21 protein-coding genes and 1 pseudogene are annotated in these 23803 nt (G+C 68.5%); 15 read left to right on the top strand and 7 right to left on the bottom strand.

The features are described from left to right. Positions 1 to 66 precede the first annotated feature (66 nt). The 3 genes from ACRAQ3_RS13040 (at position 67) to ACRAQ3_RS13030 (ending at position 2478) form a co-directional block, all read left to right on the top strand. Positions 67 to 735 (top strand): SRPBCC family protein, encoded by a 669-nt coding sequence (locus ACRAQ3_RS13040; protein WP_432254918.1) that lies wholly within the window; start codon positions 67 to 69, stop codon positions 733 to 735. A gap of 13 nt (positions 736 to 748) precedes the next feature. Then, entirely contained in the window at positions 749 to 1933 is a 1185-nt protein-coding gene (locus ACRAQ3_RS13035) for a zinc-dependent alcohol dehydrogenase (protein ID WP_432254917.1), read from the top strand. Positions 1934 to 2250: 317 nt separating this feature from the next. Next, positions 2251 to 2478 carry a WGR domain-containing protein gene (locus ACRAQ3_RS13030; protein WP_085896092.1) on the top strand — a complete coding sequence of 76 codons (228 nt, stop codon included), beginning with the start codon at positions 2251 to 2253 and terminating at the stop codon, positions 2476 to 2478. Positions 2479 to 2590: 112 nt separating this feature from the next. On the opposite strand, the gene ACRAQ3_RS13025 is transcribed toward ACRAQ3_RS13030, so the two are convergent. The 3 genes from ACRAQ3_RS13025 to ACRAQ3_RS13015 all read right to left on the bottom strand — a co-directional run bounded on the left by ACRAQ3_RS13025 (position 2591) and on the right by ACRAQ3_RS13015 (position 5526). Beyond that, positions 2591 to 3547, bottom strand: a complete 957-nt coding sequence (locus tag ACRAQ3_RS13025) for a calcium/sodium antiporter (protein WP_432254916.1) — start codon at positions 3545 to 3547, stop codon at positions 2591 to 2593. A gap of 133 nt (positions 3548 to 3680) precedes the next feature. Continuing rightward, positions 3681 to 4814, bottom strand: a complete 1134-nt coding sequence (locus ACRAQ3_RS13020; RefSeq protein ID WP_269395789.1) for a Gfo/Idh/MocA family protein — start codon at positions 4812 to 4814, stop codon at positions 3681 to 3683. A gap of 10 nt (positions 4815 to 4824) precedes the next feature. Further along, positions 4825 to 5526 carry a GntR family transcriptional regulator gene (locus ACRAQ3_RS13015; protein ID WP_432254915.1) on the bottom strand — a complete coding sequence of 234 codons (702 nt, stop codon included), beginning with the start codon at positions 5524 to 5526 and terminating at the stop codon, positions 4825 to 4827. Positions 5527 to 5622: 96 nt separating this feature from the next. Here ACRAQ3_RS13015 and ACRAQ3_RS13010 point away from each other — a divergent pair, with 96 nt between their 5' ends. From ACRAQ3_RS13010 to ACRAQ3_RS12970, 9 genes and pseudogenes are all read left to right on the top strand, one after another. Continuing rightward, positions 5623 to 6777, top strand: a complete 1155-nt coding sequence (locus tag ACRAQ3_RS13010; RefSeq protein ID WP_269395791.1) for an LLM class flavin-dependent oxidoreductase — start codon at positions 5623 to 5625, stop codon at positions 6775 to 6777. Further along, positions 6777 to 7667, top strand: a complete 891-nt coding sequence (locus ACRAQ3_RS13005; protein ID WP_432254914.1) for an aldo/keto reductase — start codon at positions 6777 to 6779, stop codon at positions 7665 to 7667. The genes ACRAQ3_RS13010 and ACRAQ3_RS13005 overlap by 1 nt, the downstream gene beginning before the upstream one ends. Continuing rightward, the gene (locus ACRAQ3_RS13000) at positions 7664 to 8173 is read left to right on the top strand and encodes a flavin reductase family protein (RefSeq protein ID WP_085896086.1); all 510 of its coding nucleotides are present in this window, start codon (positions 7664 to 7666) and stop codon (positions 8171 to 8173) included. The genes ACRAQ3_RS13005 and ACRAQ3_RS13000 overlap by 4 nt, the downstream gene beginning before the upstream one ends. Before the next feature lie 53 nt (positions 8174 to 8226). Then, positions 8227 to 8817, top strand: coding sequence for a TRAP transporter small permease (locus ACRAQ3_RS12995; RefSeq protein ID WP_432254913.1), 591 nt, complete (start codon positions 8227 to 8229; stop codon positions 8815 to 8817). Beyond that, positions 8817 to 10106: a TRAP transporter large permease gene (locus tag ACRAQ3_RS12990; protein WP_432254912.1), complete on the top strand. Its 1290-nt coding sequence runs from the start codon at positions 8817 to 8819 to the stop codon at positions 10104 to 10106. Before ACRAQ3_RS12995 ends, ACRAQ3_RS12990 begins: the two co-directional genes overlap by 1 nt. A 29-nt stretch (positions 10107 to 10135) precedes the next feature. Then, the gene (gene dctP, locus ACRAQ3_RS12985; RefSeq protein ID WP_269395795.1) at positions 10136 to 11194 is read left to right on the top strand and encodes a TRAP transporter substrate-binding protein DctP; all 1059 of its coding nucleotides are present in this window, start codon (positions 10136 to 10138) and stop codon (positions 11192 to 11194) included. A gap of 166 nt (positions 11195 to 11360) precedes the next feature. Further along, on the top strand, positions 11361 to 12353 hold the full coding sequence (locus ACRAQ3_RS12980; protein ID WP_432254911.1) for a YeiH family protein: 993 nt from the start codon (positions 11361 to 11363) through the stop codon (positions 12351 to 12353). A 91-nt stretch (positions 12354 to 12444) separates the two neighbouring features. Then, positions 12445 to 13695 (top strand): annotated as a pseudogene (locus ACRAQ3_RS12975) (PQQ-dependent sugar dehydrogenase); the annotation flags it as partial. A gap of 257 nt (positions 13696 to 13952) precedes the next feature. Further along, positions 13953 to 14285: a c-type cytochrome gene (locus ACRAQ3_RS12970; protein ID WP_432254910.1), complete on the top strand. Its 333-nt coding sequence runs from the start codon at positions 13953 to 13955 to the stop codon at positions 14283 to 14285. 3 nt (positions 14286 to 14288) lie between these two features. Here ACRAQ3_RS12970 and ACRAQ3_RS12965 read toward each other — a convergent pair whose 3' ends face one another. The 3 genes from ACRAQ3_RS12965 to ACRAQ3_RS12955 are packed head-to-tail and all read right to left on the bottom strand — an operon-like array spanning position 14289 to position 17375. Beyond that, entirely contained in the window at positions 14289 to 15356 is a 1068-nt protein-coding gene (locus ACRAQ3_RS12965) for an ABC transporter substrate-binding protein (protein WP_432254909.1), read from the bottom strand. Continuing rightward, entirely contained in the window at positions 15353 to 16711 is a 1359-nt protein-coding gene (locus ACRAQ3_RS12960; protein ID WP_432254908.1) for a sensor histidine kinase N-terminal domain-containing protein, read from the bottom strand. Before ACRAQ3_RS12960 ends, ACRAQ3_RS12965 begins: the two co-directional genes overlap by 4 nt. After that, the gene (locus tag ACRAQ3_RS12955) at positions 16704 to 17375 is read right to left on the bottom strand and encodes a response regulator (protein WP_432254907.1); all 672 of its coding nucleotides are present in this window, start codon (positions 17373 to 17375) and stop codon (positions 16704 to 16706) included. The genes ACRAQ3_RS12960 and ACRAQ3_RS12955 overlap by 8 nt, the downstream gene beginning before the upstream one ends. 154 nt (positions 17376 to 17529) lie before the next feature. Between ACRAQ3_RS12955 and ACRAQ3_RS12950 the strand changes: the two genes are divergently transcribed. From ACRAQ3_RS12950 to ACRAQ3_RS12940, 3 genes are all read left to right on the top strand, one after another. Next, positions 17530 to 18519, top strand: a complete 990-nt coding sequence (locus ACRAQ3_RS12950; RefSeq protein ID WP_432254906.1) for a Bug family tripartite tricarboxylate transporter substrate binding protein — start codon at positions 17530 to 17532, stop codon at positions 18517 to 18519. A gap of 71 nt (positions 18520 to 18590) precedes the next feature. Next, positions 18591 to 19022, top strand: a complete 432-nt coding sequence (locus ACRAQ3_RS12945; protein WP_269395803.1) for a tripartite tricarboxylate transporter TctB family protein — start codon at positions 18591 to 18593, stop codon at positions 19020 to 19022. A 10-nt stretch (positions 19023 to 19032) separates the two neighbouring features. Further along, complete coding sequence (locus ACRAQ3_RS12940) at positions 19033 to 20574, top strand: tripartite tricarboxylate transporter permease (RefSeq protein ID WP_432254905.1); 1542 nt, start codon at positions 19033 to 19035, stop codon at positions 20572 to 20574. 87 nt (positions 20575 to 20661) lie between these two features. Here the strand turns inward: ACRAQ3_RS12940 and ACRAQ3_RS12935 are convergent, their stop codons facing one another. Further along, positions 20662 to 23583 (bottom strand): PAS domain-containing protein, encoded by a 2922-nt coding sequence (locus ACRAQ3_RS12935; protein WP_432254904.1) that lies wholly within the window; start codon positions 23581 to 23583, stop codon positions 20662 to 20664. Positions 23584 to 23803 lie beyond the last annotated feature (220 nt).

Raw genomic sequence — 23803 nt, 5'->3', positions numbered from 1 at the left:
CGAACACACGTGCTGCGCGACCGAACGGCGGGCGGCGCGGTCCCACCGTCCAGGAGGAAGGCTGCGATGACCTACAGGACCTTTGAGGACGACCGGCGCGCCCGGCGCGCGCGCCATGCGGCGCAGCCCGGCGGTGCGGCGCTGGCGGTCGGCCTCGGATTGCTGCTGCTCGGCGGCCTCGCGGCCCGGCAATATGCCGGGCAACAGGCGCTGCACCGTCCCGCCGACAGCGCCCCCGGCCGCACTGCCCGGCAAAGACGCTTCGGCGACTACGCCGTCACCGGTCGCAGCGTGACCATCAACCGTCCCCGCCAGGAGATCTACGATTTCTGGCGGGACTTCTCGAACTTGTCGAAGTTCATGGAGAACATCGAAAGCATGCACGCGTCGGGCGACGTCACGCGCTGGACCATCAGCGGCCCGATGGGCCGCGCGGTCGAGGTCATCACCCGCATCGTCAGCGACCGCCCCGGCGAGGAGATCGCCTGGCGCTCCACCGAGGACAGCGAGATCGACACGGAGGGCAAGGTGATGTTCCGCGATGGGCCCGGCATGCGCGGCACGGTCGTCGAAACGGTGATCGCCTACCGCCCGCCGATGGGCGAGCTGGGCCGGATCGTGGCCAAGCTGTTCCAGGACGAGCCCGGCGTGCAGGCGCGCCGCGACCTGAAGCGGCTGAAGATGCTGCTGGAGACCGGCGAGATCGCCACCAATCGCAACCGCAACGACGGCTGAGGGGGCCTGAGACATGCGCGCACTCACCTATCACGGCAGCCACGACGTCCGCGTCGATACCGTGCCCGACCCCGAGATCGTCAACCCGCGCGACGCGATCATCGAGGTGACCTCGACCGCGATCTGCGGCTCCGACCTGCATCTCTATGACGGGGTGATCCCCGGTGTCATGTCGGGCGACATCCTTGGCCACGAATTCATGGGGCGCGTGGTCGAGACCGGCCCGGGCTCGACCCTGAAGAAGGGCCAGCGCGTGGTGGTGCCCTTCACCATCTCCTGCGGCCAGTGCTTTCACTGCAAGATGCAGCAGTTCTCGGCTTGCGACAATTCCAACCCGGCCGAGAAGCAGGACCTGACCGAACCGCTCTATGGCCATCCTCTGTCGGGACTGTTCGGCTATTCGCACCTGACCGGCGGCTATCCGGGCGGGCAGGCGGAATATGTCCGGGTGCCGTTTTCGGATGTCGGTCCGATCGTCATCCCCGAGGGCATGGATGACGACGAGGTTCTGTTCCTCTCGGACATCCTGCCCACGGGCTGGATGGCCGCCGAGAACGCCGACATCACCGAGGGCGACACCGTCGCCGTCTGGGGTTGCGGCCCGGTCGGGCTCTTCGCCGTGCAAAGCGCGCGGATCATGGGGGCGCATCAGGTGATCGCCATCGACCACCACCCGCACCGGCTAGAGCTGGCGCGGCAGATGGGGGCCAAGGTGATCGACTACACCCAGACCCATGTGCTCGAGGCGCTGATGGAGATGACCGGCGGCATCGGTCCCGACGCGGTGATCGACGCGGTCGGCATGGAAAGCCACGGCTTCGCGCCCGACAACGTGTTCGACACGATCAAGCAGAAGGTGGGCATGGGCGCCGACGCCCCGCATGCCTTGCGCATGGCGATCATGGCGGTGCGCAAGGGCGGACGCATCTCGATGCCCGGCGTCTATGGCGGTTTCGCCGACAAGTTTCCGCTGGGCGCGCTGATGGAGAAGGGGCTGCAGCTCAGGACCGGCCAGACCCACGTGCAGCGCTACACCAAGGACCTGCTGCGCCGGATTCAGGAGGGCGAGATCGACACCACCTTCCTGATCTCGCACCGGCTGCCGCTCGAAGAGGCACCGCGCGGCTATGCCAACTTCAAGGAGAACCAGAACGAGTGGACCAAGGTCGTGCTCAAGCCCGGCACGGCGGCGGTCTAGATCCGGTGCGTGCCCGAGAGCCGGGGGGGATTCCCGATCCCTCGGCGCATCGGGGCCAATCAAGCGGTCAGCCGAAACCGCGGTAGGGTGCTTCCGGGGAGAATGGCCGCGGTATCCGTCGTGACGCCGCTTGAGATCGTGGAGCGCGCTGGCCAAGCGCTTGGCCCGCTGGAAATGGCGGGCCTCGCCCCTGAGGCGGAGCGCTGGGTTAAGGCACCGGCCGTCCCGGCCTGCGCGAAGGTGATCCTCCGCCCCTTGTTTTGCGGCGCGCGGGCGCTTCTTATGGAGTGTATCGCAAGCCTCGGGGGCACCGCCTCATGGAGATCCATCTCGAGAAGATCGACGCGCGGCGCAACTGCTACCGCTTTTACGAGATCACCGTCGAGCCGGACCTATTCGCGCAGGCGGCGCTGGTAGTGCGCTGGGGCCGGATCGGCGGGCGCGGGCGTTCGCGCATCGCCGGTTCTGGATCGGTGCGAGAGGCGCAGGACCTCGCGACACGCCTGCTCAAGCTCCGGCTGCGCCACGGCTACGCACTGCGCTGAGCGCCGCCGTGGTAGCTGAGCGGTGGATGGTTTCGACCTCCATCCACCGAGTTTGACAGGTCGACCCTGTCCGCCCAAGGCGCGACGGCCGCGCCTTTGGCCGGTGCCGTTCTCAGGGCCAGAGCGACCAGAGATAGATCGCGTAGCCGGCCAGCAGCAGGGCGCCCTCGCGGCGGGAGATCCGCAGCCCGGTCCAGGCGAGACCGACGACGGCGAGCGAAGCGGCGATCATCACGAGGTTGTCGAAGCTCAGGATCTCGGTCGGCACGTTGCCGGGAGACACCATCGCGGTGACGCCGGCGATGCCGAGGATGTTGTAGATGTTCGAACCGATGATGTTGCCGAAGGCCATGTCGGCCTGCTTGCGGATCGCCGCCATCACCGACGTCACCAGTTCCGGTAGCGAGGTGCCGATCGCGACAACCGTGAGACCGATCACCGTCTCGGAGATGCCGAAGCTGCGCGCCAGCGTCGTCGCGCCCTCGACCAGAAGGTAGCCGCCATAGACCACCAGCGCGAGGCCGCCCAGTGCGGTGAGGAGCGAGACGGGCAGGGAGGTGGTGCCGTCGGGCGCCAGCGCCGGGTCGGCGCTCTGGGTTGCATCGGCCTTCTCGCGCACGGCACCACGGCTCTCTTGGCGAAACGCCATGTAGATGTAGAGGGCGAGCGCGGTGACGAAGGCGGCGCCCACCGCCACGCCCAGAGGCATCAGCAGGCCCAGCGCGGCAAAGCTCAGCGTGACCGCCACCATCACCGCGCCGTCGCGCCTCAGCGCGGCCGAGGCCACGGCGATCGGGGTGATCAGCGCGGCGCCGCCCATGATCAGCAGGATGTTGGCGATGTTCGAGCCGACGACGTTGCCATAGGCGATGCCCGGCACGCCCTTGAGCGCGGCCTGCACCGAGGTGACCAGCTCGGGCGTCGAGGTGCCGAAGCCCACCAGCGTCAGGCCGATCACCAGCGGCGACACGCCCAGCCGTTCGGCGACGCGCACCGCGCCGCGCACCAGAAATTCGCCGCCGAGCACCAGCAGCACGAGGCCCGCGACCAGCGACAGCCACATTCCCATGTCGGATTCCTTCTCACCATCCCGAGGCCGTGGTTCCGGCCTCGCGCAGAGATGGGATGGCGGGCGGGGGTCCGACAAGCGGTCGGCCCCCTCGGGGCGCGAAAATCTTTGCGCCGTGTCGTCGAGCGTGCCGTCAGGCGGCGCGCAGCCGTGCCGGCATCAGCCCGGTTTCCTCCATCGAGACGGCGCGGCCCTCGCGGATCGACATCTGCGCGGCGATGCCCATGGCCACGGCGGCCCAGCCATCCTCGAGCGTCACTTCGGCGCGGGCGCGCTGGCCGCGCACCAGTTCGAGGAATCGTGCATGCTGGTAGAAGGTCGAGCCGTTGTGGTCGCCCGCCTCCAGCAGCGCCGGGTCGACCGGGATCTCGCGGATCTCGGGGCCCTTGGGCTCGCGCGGGCTGACGATCAGCTGCGGCACCGGCGGCTCGCCCAGATGCTCGGGCCAGAACCGGCCCGGCCCCGGCACCAGCGCGTCGATCCGCGCCCGCGGCCCGACCGCCGTGACCTCTTCCTGGTAGCGCGCGCCCTCGGCGAACATGCACAATTCCAGCAGGGCACGACCGCCGCGCGCGAAATCGACGATCACATAGCCATTGTCGAGCACGTCGGGCGCCACGCCCTCGTAATTCTCGTCCTGGTGATTCACCGCCTGGCTGCCCGAGGCCATGACCCGCACCGGCTCGTCGCCGAGCGTGAGCCGCATCAGGTCGAAGAAGTGGCAGCACTTCTCGACGAAGGTGCCGCCGGTGAAACGGTTGAACCGGTTCCAGCCGCCGACCTTGTGCAGGAACGGGAAGCGATGCTCGCGGATGGTGAGCATCTTGATGCCCCCGGTGGCCGCCTGCGCCTCCTTCAGGAAGGCCGCGATGGGCGGCATGTAGCGGTACTCCATCGCCACCCAGACCGGGGCGGGGTAGCTGTCGCGGAAGGCCGCGAGCCGCGCCGTCTCGGCCGGATCGGTGAAGAGCGGTTTTTCGACGAGGACCGGTAACGGCCGAGTGCGGGCGATCTCCTCCATCTGCTCGAGATGGCGGAAATTGGGGCTGGCGATCAGCAGGCAGTCAAGCCCCTCGGTCGCCATCAGATCGGCGACCGAATCGCACAGCCGCGCCTCGGGCGCGAGCGCCTGCGCCTGCATCGCCATCTCGGCGTCGGGCTCGAAGATCGCTGCGACGCGCGTCCCGGGCAGCAGCGCGATGTTGCGCAGGTGCTCCTGTCCCATCATGCCGCAGCCGATGATGCCGTAATTGGTGGGCGTGGTCATTGATCCTCCCTCAGATCAGGCGTTGCACGTAATGGGCACGCGCCGTGTCGAACCATGTGCGCGAGAACTCGACCGGCGCCGGGCCCTGCGCCCAGCTCAGCCGCTCGATGTATCCGGTGACGGTGCCGGGGCGCAGCGTGAAGGCCGCCGGCGCCCAGTGCGGCACCTCCCCGATGGTGACCCGATCCTCGGCGCGGGTGATCCAGAAGCCGAGATGGGTCTTGTAGTAGAGGTAGAGCGAATCCGCGAGTTTCGCGGGGTCGATCGCGCCGGCCGCGCCGTCGAGCCAGATCTCCTCGACCGCGATGATCGTGTCGTTGAGACGGCGCAGGCGGCGAATCCGCGTGGCGTCCGGCGCGGCGCCGAAGCCGGGCAGGTCGGCGGGCTTGTCCATGCGCGCGAGATCGAGCACCTCGGCGCGGGGCAGGCCGCCGCCTTCAGGCAGCTCCAGCCGGAACATGGAGTAGACGCTCTCGGCCTGCGCGTTGCGGCGCACGTAGTTGCCCGAGCCCTGCACCCGCTCCAGCATGCCCTTCTCCGACAGCTCGGCCAGCGCCTTTCTCAGCGTGCGCACCGAGGTGCCCAGACGCTGCGCGAAGTCGCGCTCCGGAGGCAGCCGCTCTCCTTCGACCAGCCGCCCGGAGGCGATCTCGCGCACGAGAAGTTCGCTGATCTGCTGGTGGATCGGCAGGGCGGCGGGGGCTTCGGGCATCTTGCGAAAATCTCGCGGTCAAAATTGATGCACCATTGATTTGCATTTGCCGGGCTGTTACGCAAGTGGAAATCGTACGCTTGGAGGAGCCCCCGCATGACCGTCGTCCCCATCACCTCGCCCGATCTCGACGCGGTCGAGGTGTCGTGGTTCGCAGCGCTCTGCTCGGATGATTACCGCCTGCTGGGCAAGCCCGAGGGCGACCTGCGCTCGTCCTGGGCGCATTGCTCGGAGATCGTGAAGACCGCCGAATCTCAGGGCTTCCGAAACATCCTCTGCCCGTCCTCCTATCAGGTCGGACAGGACACGCTGAGCTTCGTCGCGGGCTGCGCGCCGATCACCTCGAAGATCAACCTGCTGGCGGCGATCCGCTGCGGCGAGATGCAGCCGATCATGCTGGCGCGCACCGTCGCCACGCTCGACCACATGCTGGAAGGCCGCCTGACGCTGAACGTCATCTCATCGGATTTCCCGGGCGAGAAGGCCGAAAGCAAGTTCCGCTACCAGCGTTCGCGCGAGGTGGTGGAGATCCTCAAGCAGGCCTGGACCCGCGACGAGATCAACTACAAGGGCGAGGTCTACGACTTCGAGGGGCTGACCACCGACCCTGCCAAGCCCTATCAGGAGGGCGGTCCGCTTCTCTATTTCGGGGGCTACTCCCCCGACGCGCTGGAGCTTTGCGGCCAGCATTGCGACGTCTACCTGATGTGGCCCGAGAAGAAGGAAGACCTCGCCGAGCGGATGCGCGCGGTGCATTCGGTGGCCGAGAAATACGACCGCACGCTGGATTACGGGCTGCGGGTGCACGTCATCGTCCGCGATACAGAGGCAGAGGCGCGCGAATACGCGCAGCATCTCGTCTCAGAACTGGATGACGAGCAGGGCCGCACGATCCGCGAGCGGGCGCTCGACGCCACCTCGCTGGGCGTGTCGCACCAGGCGCGCAACCGTGAGCTTGCGGATATGGAGGGCTTCATCGAGCCGAACCTCTGGACCGGCGTCGGCCGGGCACGCTCGGGCTGCGGCGCGGCGCTGGTGGGCTCGACCGACCAAGTCTATTCGAAGCTCGAGGAATACCGGAAGATGGGCATGCGGGCCTTCATCCTGTCGGGATATCCGCATATCGACGAGGCCAAGCATTTCGGGGCCCGGGTGCTGCCGATGATGAAGACATGCTCGCTGCCGGAGGCCTATGGCCGGGTGCCGAGCCAGACACCGAAGACGCCGCTGGGCGCAGGAGAACGACGCTGATGGACCGTATCGAGATTTCGCGCGACGTGGCGCTGAGCCGCCTGGTCTATGGCATGTGGCGCATCGCCGACGACGCCGACACCAGCCCCGCCCATGTCCGCGCCAAGATCGACGCCTGCCTCGCGCAGGGCATCACGACGATGGATCAGGCCGACATCTACGGCGCCTATGGCGCCGAGGCGGTGCTGGGCGCGGCGCTGAAGGAAGACCCCGCGCTGCGTGACCGGATCGAGATCGTCAGCAAATGCGGCATCGTCGCGCCGATGGGCCGCCACGCCGACAAGACGGTCAAGCATTACGACACCTCGCGCGCCTATATCGAACAGGCGGTCGAGACGAGCCTGCGCGACATGGGCACCGAGTATCTCGACCTGCTGCTGATCCACCGCCCCGACCCGATGATGGACCCCCGCGAAACCGGCGCCGCGCTCGACGCGCTGGTGGCGAGCGGCAAGGTCCGCGCCGTCGGCGTCTCGAACTTCCGGCCATGGGACGTGGAACTGCTGGAATCGGCGATGGACACGCCGCTCGCCACCAACCAGATCGAGATCTCGCTGAAGGAGCTCGCGCCCTTCACCAATGGCGATCTCGCCTATCACCAGCGGCGGAACATCCCGCTGATGGCATGGTCGCCGCTGGGCGGCGGTGACCTGATGACCGGGCAGGGGCCGGTGGCCGAGCGTCTCGACCGCATCGCCGCGGCGCAGGGCGTCGACCGCGCCGCCGTCGCGGTGGCCTTCCTGCTCGCGCATCCGGCGGGCATCCTGCCGGTGCTGGGCACCAACAACGTCGAGCGGATCGCGAAGATTTCCGACGCGCTCAAGGTCGAGATCGACCGCGAGACCTGGTTCTCGCTCTACGAGGCCGGCCTCGGCACCGAAGTGCCATGAGCGCGGCGGCCGAGATCACCGGCTTCGTGCCGGATGCGGAGAACACGCGGCTCCTGCGCGATGCCTTCGGCCGCTTTGCCACCGGCGTCACCATCGTCACGGTGGCCGGCGAGGACGGCCCCGTGGCGATCACCGCCAACAGCTTTTCGAGCCTGTCGCTCGACCCGCCGCTGGTGCTGTGGTCGCCGGATCGCAAGTCGCGCCGCTTCGGGCATTTCGCCCATGCCACGAATTACGTGATCCACGTGCTGGCCGCCGAGCAGGCCGATCTGTGTTTCGGCGTCTCCAAGGACGCCTGGAAGCTGGGCGAGCACGATCTCGAGGTGAACGCCGACGGCGTGCCGGTGATCCCCGGCGCGCTCGCCCGCTTCGACTGCACGCGCGAGGCCACGCATGATGGCGGCGACCACGTGATCGTCGTGGGCCGGGTCGATCGTTGCGAACTGCGCGACGGCACCCCGCTCGTCTTCTACGCGGGCAAGACCGCGCGGATCGCGCAGGACTGAGACACCGCCGCATCCTGGGGAGGAGCGGCCACCCGAGAGGGAAGGGGAGAGGAATGGGAGGAGTTCTGGCCGTACTGGGGCCGCTGGGGCGGCTCAATGCGGCGCTCTGCACCGCGGGCCGCGCGATCGGCGTCGTGGCCATCGCCGTGATGGTGGCGGTGACGCTGTTGCAGGTCGTCATGCGCTACGTGTTCAACAACGCGCTGCCCTGGCCCGACGAGGCGGCGCGCTTCTGCATGCTGTGGATGACCGGGCTGATGGCCCCCACCGCGCTGCGCCATGGCGGCTTCGTCGCCATCGACAGCCTGCTGATGGCGCTGCCGGTGCGGCTGTCATCTCTGCTGTCGCTGATCCTGCTCTCGATCGCCATGCTGGTGCTGGTGATGGGGCTCTCCATCGGCTGGGCCGAGGTGAACGGCTTGGGCGGACGGTTCGACACCGCCTCGCTCTACCTGCCGACATCCTGGAGCTTCGACAGCTGGTTCCGCATTCCGCGCAGCTGGATGATGCTGTCGCTCGTGGTGGGCTTCGCGATGCTGATCCTCGTCAATCTCGAGCTGATGCTGCGTGCCCTGATGGGGCTCTTCGGGGCCGCCGACCGGCTGCCCATGGTCCGTAATCCCGTTCTGGGGAGCGCCGAATAATGCTGGTCCTGTTCCTTCCGGTCTTCCTGTTCTTCCTCATGGTCGGCCTGCCGGTCTTCTTCGGCCTCCTGTTCGCGCCGGGCATCCTGCTCTGGCTCAACGGCCAGGAGCGCGATCTCACGCTGCTGTACCGCAACCTCTACAACGGCATGGACAGCTTTCCGCTGATGGCGATCCCGTTCTTCATGCTGGCGGGCGAGCTGATGAACCGTGGCGGCATCACCCTGCGCCTCGTCGAGTTCTCCCAGGCGATGATGGGCCATTTCCGCGGCGGGCTCGCGCATGTGAACATCCTGTCCTCGATGCTCTTCGCGGGCCTGTCGGGCTCGGCGGTGGCCGACACCTCGGCGCTGGGCTCGATGCTGATCCCGGCGATGGAGAAGCAGGGCTACACCCGCCGCTTCGCCGCTGCGATCACCGCCGCGTCCTCGGTCATCGGCCCGATCATCCCGCCCTCGGGCATCATGATCATCTACGCCTATGTCATGGGCGAGAGCGTGGCGGCGCTATTCCTCGCGGGCATCGTGCCGGGCGTCCTCGTGGGCGTGGGCCTGATGCTGATCGTCAAGCTGATGGCCGATCGCTACGACTTTCCCATCGCCTCGCGGCGTCACACGTGGGGCGAGCGCGGTCAGGCGAGCCTCAAGGCCTTCTTCCCGCTGCTGACGCCGGTCATCATCCTCGGCGGCATCCTGTCGGGGGTGTTCACGCCGACCGAGGCCGCGGCCGTGGCCGTGGCCTACGCGCTGATCATCGGCCTCTTCGTCCTACGCACGCTCAAATTCTCGGAGCTGTCGGACGTGCTGTCGAAGGCGGGCATCACCTCGGCCGTGGTGCTGCTGCTGGTCGGCGCGGCGATGTCGTTCAAGACGGTGGTGTCGCTCTCCCATGCGCCCGAGCTTCTGGCCGAGTTCATCCTGACCCTGACCGAGAACCCGCTGCTGCTCCTGTTCCTGATCAACCTGCTGCTGTTCGCGGTGGGTATGTTCCTCGACGCGGGCCCGGCGATCATCATCCTGGGTCCGATCCTCGGGCCGGTCTTCACCTCTCTGGGCGTCGACTCGGTGCATTTCGCGATCATCATGTGCGTGAACCTGACGGTCGGGCTCGCGACGCCACCGATGGGGCTCGTGCTCTTCGTCGCGGCCTCGGTCTCGGGCGAAAAGGTCGAGACCATCTCCAAGGCGATCCTGCCCTTCCTCGCGGTCGAGATCCTGGTGATCATGCTGATCACCTTCGTGCCCGAGATCTCCATGACGATCCCGCGCCTGACGGGCTTTGCAGACTGAACAACAAGACGAGCAACAGGGAGGACACCATGCTCACGAACACCTTCAAGGCCGCCGGTCTCGCGGCGCTGCTGGCCGGCACCGCGCTGCCCGCCACGGCCCAGGAATACACGCTCCGCGCCACCGCCAACTCGAACGAGGCCGACGAGGATTACGACGGGCTGCAAGCCTTCAAGAGCCATGTCGAAGCCGCCTCGAACGGCGCCATCGCGGTCGAGATCTTCATGGGCACGCAGCTGTGCTCGAACGGCGCGGAATGCCTGCAGGGCGTGGCCGACGGCTCGATCGACATCTACATCTCGACCTCCGGCGGCGCCTCGGGGCTGTTCCCCTACGTGCAGGTGCTCGACCTGCCTTACGTGATGGCCGATGACCGTATCGCCGAGGCCGTGCTGTCCGGCGATTTCACCCGCACCATGCGCGACATGGCGCTCGAGGATTCGGGCGACAGCATCCGGCTGATGACGATCGGCAACACCGGTGGCTGGCGCAACTTCGCCAACACCCAGCGTCGGATCGCCGCGCCCGCCGACATCGAGGGGCTGAAGATCCGCACCGTGGTCGCCGACCTGCCGCAGGAGCTGGTACGGGCGCTGGGTGCCTCGCCGACGCCGATCCCGTGGCCCGAGCTGTTCACCTCGCTGCAGACCGGCGTGGTCGAGGGCACCAAGAACGGCATCACCGACATCATGTCGATGAAGTTCCCCGACGCGGGCCTGCAATACGTCACGCTGGATGGCCACGCCTATATGGGCGCGCTGTGGTGGATGTCGAACCAGACCTTCCAGGAGCTGCCCGACGACATGAAACGCGTCGTGGTCGACGGTTTCTACCAGCTGCAGCAGGCGACCTTCGCCAGCCCGAAGCGCAAGTCGATCCAGGCCTATGAGGATTTCGTCGCCGGTGGTGGCGACCTCTACGTGCCGACCCCCGAGGAGAAGGCCGCCTTCGCCGAGGCGGCGCAGCCGGTCTACGAGTGGTTCACCGCCAATGTCGAAGGCGGGCAGGAGATCTATGACGCGCTGACCGCCGCCGTGGCCGAGGCCGAGACCGAACTCGAGGCGGTCCGCGCCGCCGACATGGAGTAAGGCCCTCCGGACCGTGCCCGGGGGCGGTTGCCGCCCCCGGGCCTTTCTCGGTGCCTCCGGAGCCGTTCGGGGGCATCGATCCTTCCCGAAATCCGTCCTCTCCGTGCCCGGGCAGAGCCCGGCATTACCCCCGCCTTGCCCGCCCGCCATGCCCAAAGGAGCCGCCATGACCCGCCTCGCCGATACCGCCCGGAGCCTGTTCCCGGGCGTGGCCCTCGCGGCTCTGGTGGCGATGGCGGCGCAGTTCCTGTCGGAGCATTACGGCGCGCCCGCGATGCTGATGGCGATCCTTCTGGGCATCGCGCTGGCCTTCCTCTCGGAAGAGCCGCGCAGCGCGCCCGGCATCGCCTTTTCCTCGCGCGTGCTGCTCAGGATCGGCGTTGCGCTCTTGGGCGTACGAATTTCCACCGGCATGGTGCAGGAGCTGGGGCTGGGGCTTCTGGCTCTGATCATCGGCGGCGTGCTCGCCACCATCGGCGCCTCGATCCTCGCGGCCTGGGTGCTCGGTCGCGACCGGCTCTTTGCCTTTCTTTCGGGCGGCGCGGTGGCGATCTGCGGCGCCTCGGCCGCGATGGCCATTTCCTCGGTGTTGCCACGGCGCGAGGAGGGCGAGCGCGACCTGATCTTCACCGTGGTCTCTGTGACCATGCTCTCGACGCTGGCCATGATCGCCTATCCGATTCTCGCCGACCGGCTCGGCTTCGACATGCGCCAGACCGGGGTGTTCCTCGGCGGCACGATCCACGACGTGGCGCAGGTGGTGGGGGCGGGTTACTCGGTCTCCGAGGAGACCGGCGATCTCGCGACGCTGGTCAAGCTGATCCGCGTCACCATGTTGGCGCCTATCGTGCTCGGCGCTGCGCTGGTCATGCGACGCCGCGCGCCCGAGGGGGCCAAGCGTCCGCCGCTGGTGCCGGGCTTCGTTCTGGGGTTTCTGGCGCTGGCGGCGCTGAATTCCGCCGGGCTGCTGCCGGTCTGGTTTTCCGAAGCGGCGAGCGCGGTATCGCGCTGGGCGCTGCTGACCGCGATCGCGGCGGTGGGGATGAAGACCTCGCTGAAGAAACTCCTCGATGTCGGCGGCCCGGCGATCGCCCTCGTCGCGGCCCAGACCGCCTTCATCGCGGTGCTGCTGGGCGTGGGAATCGCGGTGATCGCCTGAACGGTTTCGCACGACCGGAAGCGCGGTAATATTTGTTGACCAAATTTTGGGCGGCGTTAGTTTTACCTTGCGTAAAGTGAGGGAGGACACGATGCGTATTTCCCAGATGACGGCCGCGCTTCTGATGAGCGCGGCATTGCCGGTATCGGCGCTCGCGCAGGGCGGCGACGACAGCTTGCAGAAGATGCGGGAGTTCCGGACCACCGGCACCTCGCTCGACATCCCGCAGGTCGAGCAGACCGGCGAGAAGGCCGAGCGCCTGAAGGGCATCCTCGAGAACATCGAGATGCCCGAGGGCTTCGAGATCGATCTCTTCGCCATCGTTCCCGACGCACGACACATGGCGCTGGGCAACTCGGTGCCGGTGGTCTTCGTCGGCACCCGCAAGGACAAGTTCTGGGCGGTGACCGACCGCGACGGCGACCGCGTCGCCGACGAGGTCAAGGAATTCGCCCCGGCGCTCGACCTCGCGGTGCCCAATGGCCCCTGCATGACTCCGGACGGCTTTCTCATGCTGGCCGAGCACAACCGCGTGCTGATGTTCCCGGCGGCCGAGTTCTTCTATGAATCGCCCGATGTGGCGGTGGCCGAGCTGGTGCCGCAGGGCGAGCTGATCCCGGTCGAGGAGGAGAGCTTCAACCATGGCGCCCGGGTCTGCGACATCGGCCCCGACGGCATGCTCTACATCGCGCTGGGCCAGCCCTACAACGTGCCGCCCAAGGAGAAGATGGATCTCTATAACGAGCAGGGGATCGGCGGCATCATCCGCATGAACACCGACGGTTCGGGGCGCGAGGTCTATGCACGCGGCATCCGCAACTCGGTCGGCATGGACTTCAACCCGGCCAATGGCGAGCTGTGGTTCACCGACAATCAGGTCGACGGCATGGGTGACGACATCCCGCCGGGCGAGATCAACCGCATCACCGCTGCGGGCCAGAACTTCGGCTTCCCGTGGTATGGCGGCGGCACGACCCGTACCAACGAGTACATGGACGAGGAAATTCCCTCCGACGTGGTGAATCCCGAGGCCGAGTACACCGCCCATGCCGCCGATCTCGGCATGGCCTTCTACGCCGCCGACAGCTTCCCCGCGAAGTATCACGGCGGCATCTTCTCGGCCCAGCACGGCTCCTGGAACCGGACCGAGCCGGTCGGTGCGCGGGTGATGTTCACGCCGGTGAACGAGGATGGCTCGGCCGGCGAGCCGGAGGTCTTCGCCGAGGGCTGGCTGACCGAGAACGGCGAGTATCTCGGCCGCCCCGTCGATGTGGCGGTGATGAAGGACGGCTCGCTTCTCGTCTCCGATGACTTCGCCGGGGCGATCTACCGGATCTCCTACAGCGGCAGCGAGGGCGGCTCGGCCGGCATGTCCGGCGGCTCCATAGGCAACGCGGCCATGGAAGGCGAGATGCACGAGAACATGGAGGGCATGCAGGAAGGCATGGAAGGGATGGAGGACATGCAGGAGCACATGGAGGAGATGCAGGAAGGCATGGAAGGCATGGAAGGCATGGAGCACGACGCCGGAAGCGGCACGGGCAACTGAAACCTCTCGCCCCGCGGCCCGAAACTGCGGGGCTTCTATCGGAGAGCATGATGACGAGATACCTGATCGGCCCGGTCTTGGCCGGGCTGATACCGATCGCCGCCATGTCGCAAGGCGACCCGCAGGCGGGAAAATCCGCGGCCGGCGCCTGCGCCGCCTGCCATGGTCGCGACGGCATTTCGATGGCACCCGATGCGCCCAACCTCGCCGGGCAACCGGCGGATTACCTCGCCGCACAGCTGCGCGCCTACCGCGAGGGCGAACGGGCGCATGAGCAGATGACGCTGATCGCCCAAGGCCTCGAAGATGGGGAGATCGAGGATCTCGCCGCCTATTTCGCGGCCATCGAGATCAGCGCGACGATCCCCGACGCGTTGCAGTGAGCCTCACGGCGCGGCGCCGCCCGTTTCGGGAAAGGCGTCGCGCCAGCGCGCTCGGAACAGCGCCTGCTTGTGCGCATCGAGCGCGATCAGCAATGCCGGGCCCAGCGCAATGGGGCGCTGCAGGGTCTCGGCCGCCCCGCCAAGATCCAGCGCCGTGCTGTCGCCATCCTCGAGCCGCACGATCAAGAGCGCCTGCTCCAGCGCCACGCGCCCCCCGGGCGAGAGCAGGAAATCGACGAGCTGCGTCGCGGCGCGTGGCTGACCGGCGGTGCTCGGGATCATCGCGGCGCGCGACAGCACCAGCGTGTAGTCCAGCGGCGCCACCACACCGAGACGCGGGTCACGGCGCGCGCGGACCAGCGCATAGGACCCCAGAACGTTGTAGGCCACGAGGTAGCGCCCCTCGGTCACGCCGTCGATGATCTCGGCCGAGCAGCAGGTTGCGACGGCGCCCGAGCGGCCGAAGCTCTCCATCAGGCCGCCGAAGGTGGTGGCCTCCATCGAGTCCGCGAAGGCAAAGAGGTAGCCCAGCCCCGAACGCTCGATGTCGTAGGTGGCGACGCGGCCGCGGAATGGGCTTTCGGTCGGCCGCAGCAGGTCCAGCAGGTCGAAGCGCGAGCGCGGCACCTGCGCGGGCGGCACGAGATCGCGGTTGTAGACCATCACCGCCGGTTCGCGGGTGACGCCCCACAGCTCGTCGCGCCAGACCAGCGGGTCGGGCAGGGTGGCGGTGATGGCCGAGCGATGCGGCCGGGCGCAGCCCTCGTTCACCAGATCCACCATCTGGTGCACCGCCGAGGAGATCACCAGATCGGCACCGGCGCGCCCGGCGGCGCAATCCGACGCCTGTAGCCCATACAGCGCGTTGGAGCCCCATTGCTCGTAGGCGACGCGCAAACCCGGCCGGGTTTCGAGAAAGCGCTCGATCACCGGGCCCAGCACCGCGATGTCGGTGGTGGAACGTAGCCGCAGGGTCTCGGTCGCGCTCTCCGGTCCGAAATCCCGGAGCAGCTCCTGCGCGGCCACGGGCGCGGTCATCAGCGCCCAGGCGAGGAGAGCGGCGCGGATCACGCGACCGCCCTCGGCAGCGACAGCGCCGCCTCGAAGCCATCCTCGCGCGGGCCGAGCCGCAGCGCGCCGCCATGGCTCTGCGCCACCTCGCGCGCGATGGCGAGGCCAAGCCCCGCACCGCCCGGTGCGTGCGAGGCAAAGCGCGCCCCCAGACCCTCGAGGATCGCGGGCGCGGGGCCGGGGCCGCAATCGCGGACGAACAGCAGGGGGGTGCCGTCCTCGCGCGCCACGCCGAGCCGGATCGGCGCATGGCCATGGGCCAGCGCGTTGGCGGCGAGGTTCTTGCCGGCCTCGACCAGCGACAGCGCATCGCCGCGCACCACGACCGGGCCCGGTGGCAGGTCGAGCCGGATCGCGGCGCCGCCGGGCGCGTCCTCCAGCGCCTCGTAGATCTCGAGCGCCACGTCGCGCAGGTCGATGGCGCTGCGCGGCGCGGTGTCGCTGCGATGGATGATCATGGCCCGGTCGAGCATCCGGTCGAGTAGCCGCGACAGCCCGACGCTGCGCTCGTGAATCCGCGCCAGGAGCCGGTCACGCCGCGCCGGGTCGGTCTCCTCCTGCGCGTCCTGCGCCTGCGCGCGGATCGCCGCGACCGGGGTGCGCAGCTGGTGCGCGGCGTCGCCGATCAGGTTGCGACTGGCGGCGGCCTGCCGGTCGAGACGGCCCATGAACCCGTTCAGCGCGCCCAGCATCGGCGCGATCTCCTTCGGCATCGGCAGGGTGATCGGTGTCAGATCGACCGGATCGCGCCGGGCCAGCGCCTGACCCAGCCGCTGCAGCGGGCGCAGCGCCGAGAGCGTGGCGAGCCAGGCAAAGAGCCCGATGGCGAGCCCCGCCGTCGCCAGAACCGCCAGCGCGCCGCCGGCGATGTCGCGCGCCAGCGCCTGCCGCGCCCGCAGCGTCTGGCCGATGATCACCCGCACCGGTCCCGAAAAGCTGCGCTCCGCAAAGCGCCGAGTGACTGCGACGTAGCGCCCGGGCTCGGCGCCCAAGGCGCCGTCGTAGAACACCGGCCCGGTGCCTTCCTGACGCGGCGGGGCGGGGGCATCCTCGGCCCCGGTGAGCGTGGTGCCGTCGGGGCCGGTGACGCGGTAGCGAATCCGGTCCTCCGGCGCGAGCGCCAGCATCTGGAACGCCGAGGCCGGCATGTCCACCAGCGCCGCGCCATCGCGGATGCTGATCGAGGCGGCGATGTCGCTGGCCGCGCCCAGAAGCAACCGGTCATAGGCCTCTCGCGCCGCCTGCCGCCCATAGGCCAGCGCCACCGACAGCACCACGATCCCGCCCAGCCCCAAGACTGCGCCCACCGCCAGCGCCACTCGCGCCTTGAGCGACCAGCTCCGCGTCTCAGCCATCGAGGTCGAGCCGGTAGCCGAGGCCGCGATGGGTCTCGATCGAGACCCCGGATCCGGCGAGCTTCTTGCGCAGCCGCGCCACGTAGAGTTCGATCGTGTTGGTGCCGACATCGGCGTTCTCGAAGCCGAACAGCCCGTCGAACAGCCGGTCCTTGGGCATGATCCGGCCCCGATTGGCGAGCAGCAGGTTCAACAGCGCCAGTTCGCGCCGCGTCGCCGTCACCGCCGCCCCGTTTACCCGCAGGCTTTGCGCGCCCGCGTCGAAATCGAGCCCGGCCAGCGCGATCCGGTTCTCGGCACGCCCGGCCTCGCGACGGGTCAGCGCCCGCAGCCGGGCCTCCAGTTCGCGCAGGTCGAAGGGCTTCACGAGATAGTCGTCCGCGCCCTCGTCGAGCGCGCCGACCCGGTCCTCGACCGAGAACTGCGCGGTGAGCACCAAAACCGGGGTGAGATCGCCCGCGCGGCGGCGCTCGCGCAGGAAATCGCGGCCCGAGCCGTCCGGCAGGTTCAGGTCGAGCACCATCGCGGCATAGCCGGTGATGTCGATGCAGGCACGCGCATCCGCCAGCGTCGGGGCGATGTCGCAGGCAAAGCCCGCCCGCCCGAGGCTCGCGCTCGCGGCCTCGGCGACATCCGGCGTGTCTTCGACGATCAGTATCCGCATGCGCTCCTCCGGCTGCCCAGCATAGGGGCGTCGCGGCGCGGAAAGAAGCCCGAAGCCGGGGCATGACAGCTTGATGACAGCTTGGCCCGGCACAAGGGCGGACGAGGCTGCCGGAGAGCGCTCCGGGCGGCCAGAGACCACAGGGAGGACAGACATGACCATCACGTTCCGCCGCGGCCTGATCGCGGCCGCGTTCCTGGGCACCGCGCCCGCCGCGCTCATGGCGCAGGACTTCACGCCCCAGAACCCCGAATGCATCGCACCCGCCAACCCGGGCGGCGGCTGGGACTTCACCTGCCGCCAGGTCGGCAAGACCCTGCAGGATCTCGGCCTGATCCCCTCGACCATGCAGGTCGTCAACCTCGCCGGCGGTGGCGGCGGCGTGGCCTTCGCCGAGGTGGTGAACAAGCGCAAGGATGACAACGATCTGATCGTCGCCGCCTCCTCGGCCACCGCGACCCGTCTGGCGCAGAACGCCTATCCCGGCAACACCATGGACCAGGTCCGCTGGCTCGGCTCCGTCGGTGCCGATTACGGCGTGATCGCCGTCGCCGCCGACAGCGAGGTGCAGGACCTGCCGCATCTGATGGAGATGATCAAGGCCGACCCCACCTCGATCTCGATCGGCGGCGGCTCGGCCGTGGGCGGCTGGGACCACCTCAAGGTGCTGATCGCCGCACAGGAGGCCGGAATCGAGGAGGTGCGCGGCGTCAAGTACATCGCCTTCGACGGCGGCGGCGAGGCGGTCACGCAGCTGCTGGGCGGCTCGCTCCAGGCCTTCACCGGCGATCTGTCCGAATCCACCGGTTTCATCGAATCCGGCGACATCCGCGTGCTGGCGGTGCTGGCGCCGGAGCGGCTCGAGGGCGAGTATTCGGACATCCCCACCGCCAAGGAGCAGGGCATCGACGCGGTCGGCGCCAACTGGCGCGGCTTCTACGGCCCGGGCGACATGTCCGAGGAGGCCTATGACTACTGGGCGAATTCGATCGACCAGCTCTACGCCTCCGACGAATGGCAGGCGATCATGGAGGCCAACGGCCTCGCGCCGCTCGACCTGCAGGGCGAGGAGTTCCAGGCCTTCGTGCAGGACTCGGTGAACGAGATCACCGAGCTGTCGAAGGAAATCGGCATCATCCAGTAACCGGCCCCTCGAGGGCCCGGACGGGGCGCCGCCGCGAGGCGCGCCCCGTCCCCCAATTCCGGGAGGATCGCATGAGCGATCGAATCTTCGGCGGCATCGGCCTGATGCTCGCGCTGCTCTATATCTGGCGCGCCACCATCATCCCCGACAGCTTCATGTCGGATGCGGTGGGCCCGCGCGCCTTTCCCTATGGTATCGCCGCGGTCATGGCGCTGAGTTCGATCTGGTTCCTGTTCAAGCCGGACCCGGAACCCGAATGGCCCCGCGCGGGACGGCTGGCCGAGATCGGTCTCGCCGCCCTGGTGATGATCGCCTACGCGCAGCTGCTGCCCGAGCTGGGCTTCGTCATCGCCACCGCCTTCGCGGCCGCCTACCTGACCTGGCGGCTCGGCTCGTCGCCGCTGCAAAGCGTGCTGATCGGCGTCGGCACGAGCCTGGGCATCTACGCCATCTTCCATCTCGTCCTCGGGCTCAGCCTCGCCCGCGGGCCTCTGGGCTTCTGAAGGAGCGATCATGGAACTGCTCGCATCACTCGGCGACGGCTTCGCCGTCGCCCTCACCTGGCAGAATCTGGCGCTGGCGCTGATGGGCTGCTTTCTGGGCACCATCATGGGGGCGCTGCCGGGCCTCGGCCCCTCGAACGGCGTGGCGATCCTGATCCCGCTGGCCTTCACGCTGGGCCTCGGCGCGACGCCGTCGCTGATCCTGCTCACCTCGGTCTATTACGGCGCGATGTATGGCGGGCGGATATCGTCGATCCTGCTCAACATCCCCGGCGACGAACCGGCGATGATGACCTGCCTCGACGGTTACCCGATGGCCCGAAACGGCCGGGCCGGCGAGGCGCTGGCGCTGTCGGGCGTCGCCTCCTTCGTCGGGGCCTTCTTCGCGACCTGGGGCCTCGTCATGCTGGCGCCGCAGCTCGTCAAGGTGGCGCTGCTGTTCGGACCGGCCGAGTATTTCGCGCTCTTCGCCCTGGCGTTCATGACGCTGGGCGGCGTGTCCTCGACCAACCAGGCGAAATCGGCCTTCGCCGCGGCGCTGGGCCTCGGTCTCGCCATGGTCGGCGTCGACACCCAGACCGGCGTGCCGCGCTTCACCTTCGGCGAGGTGCATCTCTATGACGGCATCGATTTTCTCGTCGCCATCGTCGGGCTGTTCGCGCTGTCGGAAGTGTTCATCTTCCTCGAGCATCGCGGCACCGACAAGGATGCCAGCACGGCGCCGAAGCTGAACATCGGCCGGATCACCCCGTCCTGGAAGGTGCTGAAATCCTGCACGCCGACGATGCTGCGCACCACGGTTCTGGGCTTCATCGCGGGCGTGCTGCCCGGTGCCGGGGCCTCGCTGGGCTCGTTCATCTCCTACTCAATGGAAAAGAAGCTGGTGGACCGCGAGGGCACCTTTGGCACCGGCGATCCGCGCGGCGTCGCGGCGCCCGAGGCGGGCAACAACGCCGCCGCGGGCGGCGCGCTGGTGCCGATGCTGGCGCTGGGCGTGCCCGGCTCGGGCACCACGGCGGTGCTGCTGGCGGTGCTGCTGTCGCTCAACATCACCCCCGGACCGCTGCTGTTCACCCAGAACCCGGACGTGGTCTGGGGCCTGATCGCGGCGCTGTTCATCGGCAACGTCATGCTGCTGGCGATGAACATCCCGATGGTGGGGCTGTTCGTGCGGGTGCTGATGGTGCCGCCGCGCATCCTGATGCCGATCGTCGCCATGGTCTCCTTCGTCGGAATCTACGGCATCTCCGGTTCCAGCTTCGACCTGATGGTGATGATCGCCTTCGGCGTCGCGGGCTGGGTGCTCAGGAAGCTCGACGTGCCGCTGGTGCCGGTGATCCTCGGCACCCTTCTGGGCAATGCCATGGAAGTGAACATGCGCCGCGCCGTGACCATCGCCGATGGCGACTACTCGGTGCTGTTCGGCTCTTGGCTGACGCTGGCGCTCTGGGCCGTGGCGATCATCGGCTTCGTGCTGCCGATCTTCGTGGGCGGCGTGGTCAAGGCACGGATGCGCGGCGCGGCCCAGCGCGAGGCCGCGATCACCGACTAAGGCAAACGGGCGGGACGGGGGCGAAAGACCCCCGCCCGGAGCTGGGGAGAGGCACGGGCCGCGCGGGAATGCGCGGCCCGTGCGCGTTCAGGCGAGACCCACCGCCCGCAACAGCGCCTCCTGTCCGAAGGGCTTGGTCAGCACCCGCGCCTGCGGCAGGTTCTCTGCGCCGGGCACCGTGTCGCGGCCGGTGGCGAAGATCACCGACAGATCCGGCTGGCGTGCCACCGCGTCGCGCGCAACCTCGAGGCCGGAGCGGTCCGGCAGGCCCACATCGATCAGGAGCCGGTCCGCCGGTGCCGCCTCCAGGAGCGCCAGCGCCTGCGCGCCCGTCGCGGCCTCGCGTACCTCGGCGCCCGCGGCCATCAGCATCTCCACCAGATCCAGCCGGATGAAGGTGTCATCCTCGCAGACCACGACCCGCAGGCCGCCGATGCCTTCGGACGGCGCAGGCAGGGTCGGGGTCGGCGCCAGGGCCGGCGCGCCGGCCGGGGCAGGCGCGGGCGTCTGCGGCGCCTTGCTCGGGACCGCGGCGCGCTCCGATCCGGCCGGTCGGTCGAGCAGTTCGCGCAGCCGCCGTGCCAGGGTTTCGCGGCGATAGGGTTTGGGCAGCAGCTGGATGCCGTCGTCGAGACGGCCGTCATGCACGATCGCATCGCGCGAATAGCCCGAGGCGAACAGCACCGGCAGCCCCGGCCGCAGCGCCTGCGCCCGCTCGGCCATCTCGCGGCTGGTGAGCCGCCCCGGCATCACCACGTCGGTGAGCAGCAGGTCGAAGTCGCGATCGGATTCGATCACGCCGAGACCTGCATCGGCATCCTCGGCCGTGATCACCGCGTAGCCCAGATCCTCCAGCATCTCGGCCGCAACCTGCCGCACGTCGAAATCATCCTCGACCAGCAGCACCGTCTCGCGACCACCGAGCACCGGCCCGGCGCTGCGCTGCGGCGCCGGGGCCGCGGCCCTGAGCGAACGGGGCAGGTAGACCCGTACCGTGGTGCCGCGGCCCGGCGCGCTGTCGATCGTCACATGGCCGCCGGACTGCTTCACGAAGCCATAGACCATCGCCATGCCGAGCCCGGTGCCCTTGCCCTCGGGCTTTGTGGTGAAGAAGGGCTCGAAGATCTTCTCGATCACTTCGGGCTCCATGCCGCTGCCGTCATCCTTGACCGAGAGCCGCACGTATTCGCCCGGCACCACGTCGGTCATCGCCCGTGCGGTCCCGGCATCGATCTCGGTGTTGCCCAGCTCGATCGTGAGCCGGCCCTGGCCCTGCATCGCGTCGCGCGCGTTCACGACGAGGTTCAGGAGCGCGTTCTCGAGATTGGCGGCGTCGACCAGCGTGTTCCACAGCCCCGGCGCCAACCGGGTTTCGATCCGCACGCCCTCGCCCACGGCCGAGCGCAGGATCGGGGTCAGCTCGTCCAGCATCCGCCCCAGATCGACGGCGCGCGGCTCGAGCGGCTGGCGCCGGCCGAAGGCCAGCAGCTGGGTCGCGAGCGTGGCGCCGCGCTCGACCGCGCCCATCGCCTGGCCGATCCGCCGCGCCGCCGGCGCATCGGGGCCGAGCTCGCGCTGGGCCAGCTGCAGGCTGCCGGTGATCGCCTGCAGCAGGTTGTTGAAATCATGCGCGACGCCGCCCGCGAGGTTGCCGATCGCCTCCATCTTCTGGCTCTGGCGCAGCGTCGCGTTGACCTCTTCGAGCGCCCGGTTGCGGTTCTCGACCCGTTCCTCGAGCGTTGCGTTCAGCTCGGCCAGTGTCGCCTCGGTCGCCTTGCGGTCCTCGATGTCGGTGTTGGTGCCGATCCATTGCGCGATCCGCCCTTCGGGGTCGCGCACCGGCACCGCGCGCACCAGGAACCAGCGCCAGCTGCCATCCGCCCGCCGCAGGCGGAATTCGGTCTCGTAAGTCTCGCCCCGCGCGATCGAGCTCTCCCAGATCGGAACCACCTGCGCGAGGTCGTCGGGATGCACGATCCGGCCCCAATCCTCGCCCAGCAGCTGGCCGTCGCTGGTGCCGGCATAGGCATGGATCGGGTCGCTGACCCAGTCGAGCATCCCGTCCGGCCGGGCGGTCCAGACATGGGCCGGCATGTTCTGCGCCAAGGTGCGGAATCGCTCCTCGGCATTGCGCAGCTCGGTCACCGCGCGATGCTGGGCGGTGACGTCGTGGCCCTGTATGAGGATACCTATGGTGCGGCCGTTGGGGCCGAAGAGCGGCTGGTAGACGAAGTCGACGAAGACTTCCTTGCGCCGGCCCTCATCGTCCTCGAGATAGGCCTGCACGTCACGCATGGTGAGCGGCTCGCCGCTGTGCCAGACCTGATCGAGCAGCTCCATGAAGCCTTGCTCCACCACCTCCGGCAGCGCCTCCCGGACAGGCCGTCCGATCAGATGCCGGTCGACGCCGACGATCTGCATGTAGGCGCGGTTGGCCAGCCGGAAGATATGATCGGGCTCGCTGACGATGGCGATGAAGCTCGGCGCCTGGTCGAACACCGTCTCGAAGAACCGCGCCGCCATGCCGAGTTCGAGGTTCTGCTGCGCCACGCTCTCGGCCCGGAGCAGCATTTCGCCCTCCTTGCCGCGCTCCGCGAGTTGCTCCTGGTCGGGCTCTCCGCGATGCGCCCGCATGTACAGGTCGGTCACGTCATGGGTGTTTTGCAGCAGATACTGCACCCGGCCGTCACCGCCCGGGATCGGCGTATGGGTGGCGCTCCAGTAACGGTGCTCGACCTCGCCGTCGGCATCGGCGATCGGGTAGGGGATCAGCGGCAGGTGATCGGTCCGGCCATTGCGGAATACCCGTTCGAAGGAGGCGTGCAGCATCGCCTCGGCTTCGCCTTGGGCGGGAAACACTTCGGGTACGCTGCGGCCCAGCAGCTGTTCGGGGCTGCGCCCGGTGACCTCGCAATAGGCTCGGTTCACCCAGACATAGCGCAGGTCGCGATCGATCAGCATGTAGGCCGTCGCGGCCGATTCGAAGACCGTGCTGATGTCGAGCGTCATCGGGAAATTCCTGCGATTGCCAGCCCGCCAGATATATCGGCATCGCGCCCGCGAACAAGGTGGAGGGCGGGCCGCAATGCAAATCGGAGCACGAGGACGGGCTGAACTAGACGCGGCGCCGATCTGGTCAAGAATAATTACCAGTTGCGTTTACGTGGCCGAACCTCAATGATCGGGGTGGCCGCGCGGGGGAGCGCCGGCCCAATTGGATATCTGGGAG

The sequence above is a fragment of the Limimaricola sp. AA108-03 genome (assembly GCF_050847355.1).
Taxonomy (GTDB): Bacteria; Pseudomonadota; Alphaproteobacteria; order Rhodobacterales; family Rhodobacteraceae; genus Limimaricola.
The sequence above is the reverse complement of the archived record's forward strand: the minus strand, read 5'-3'. Positions and strand labels throughout refer to the sequence as shown.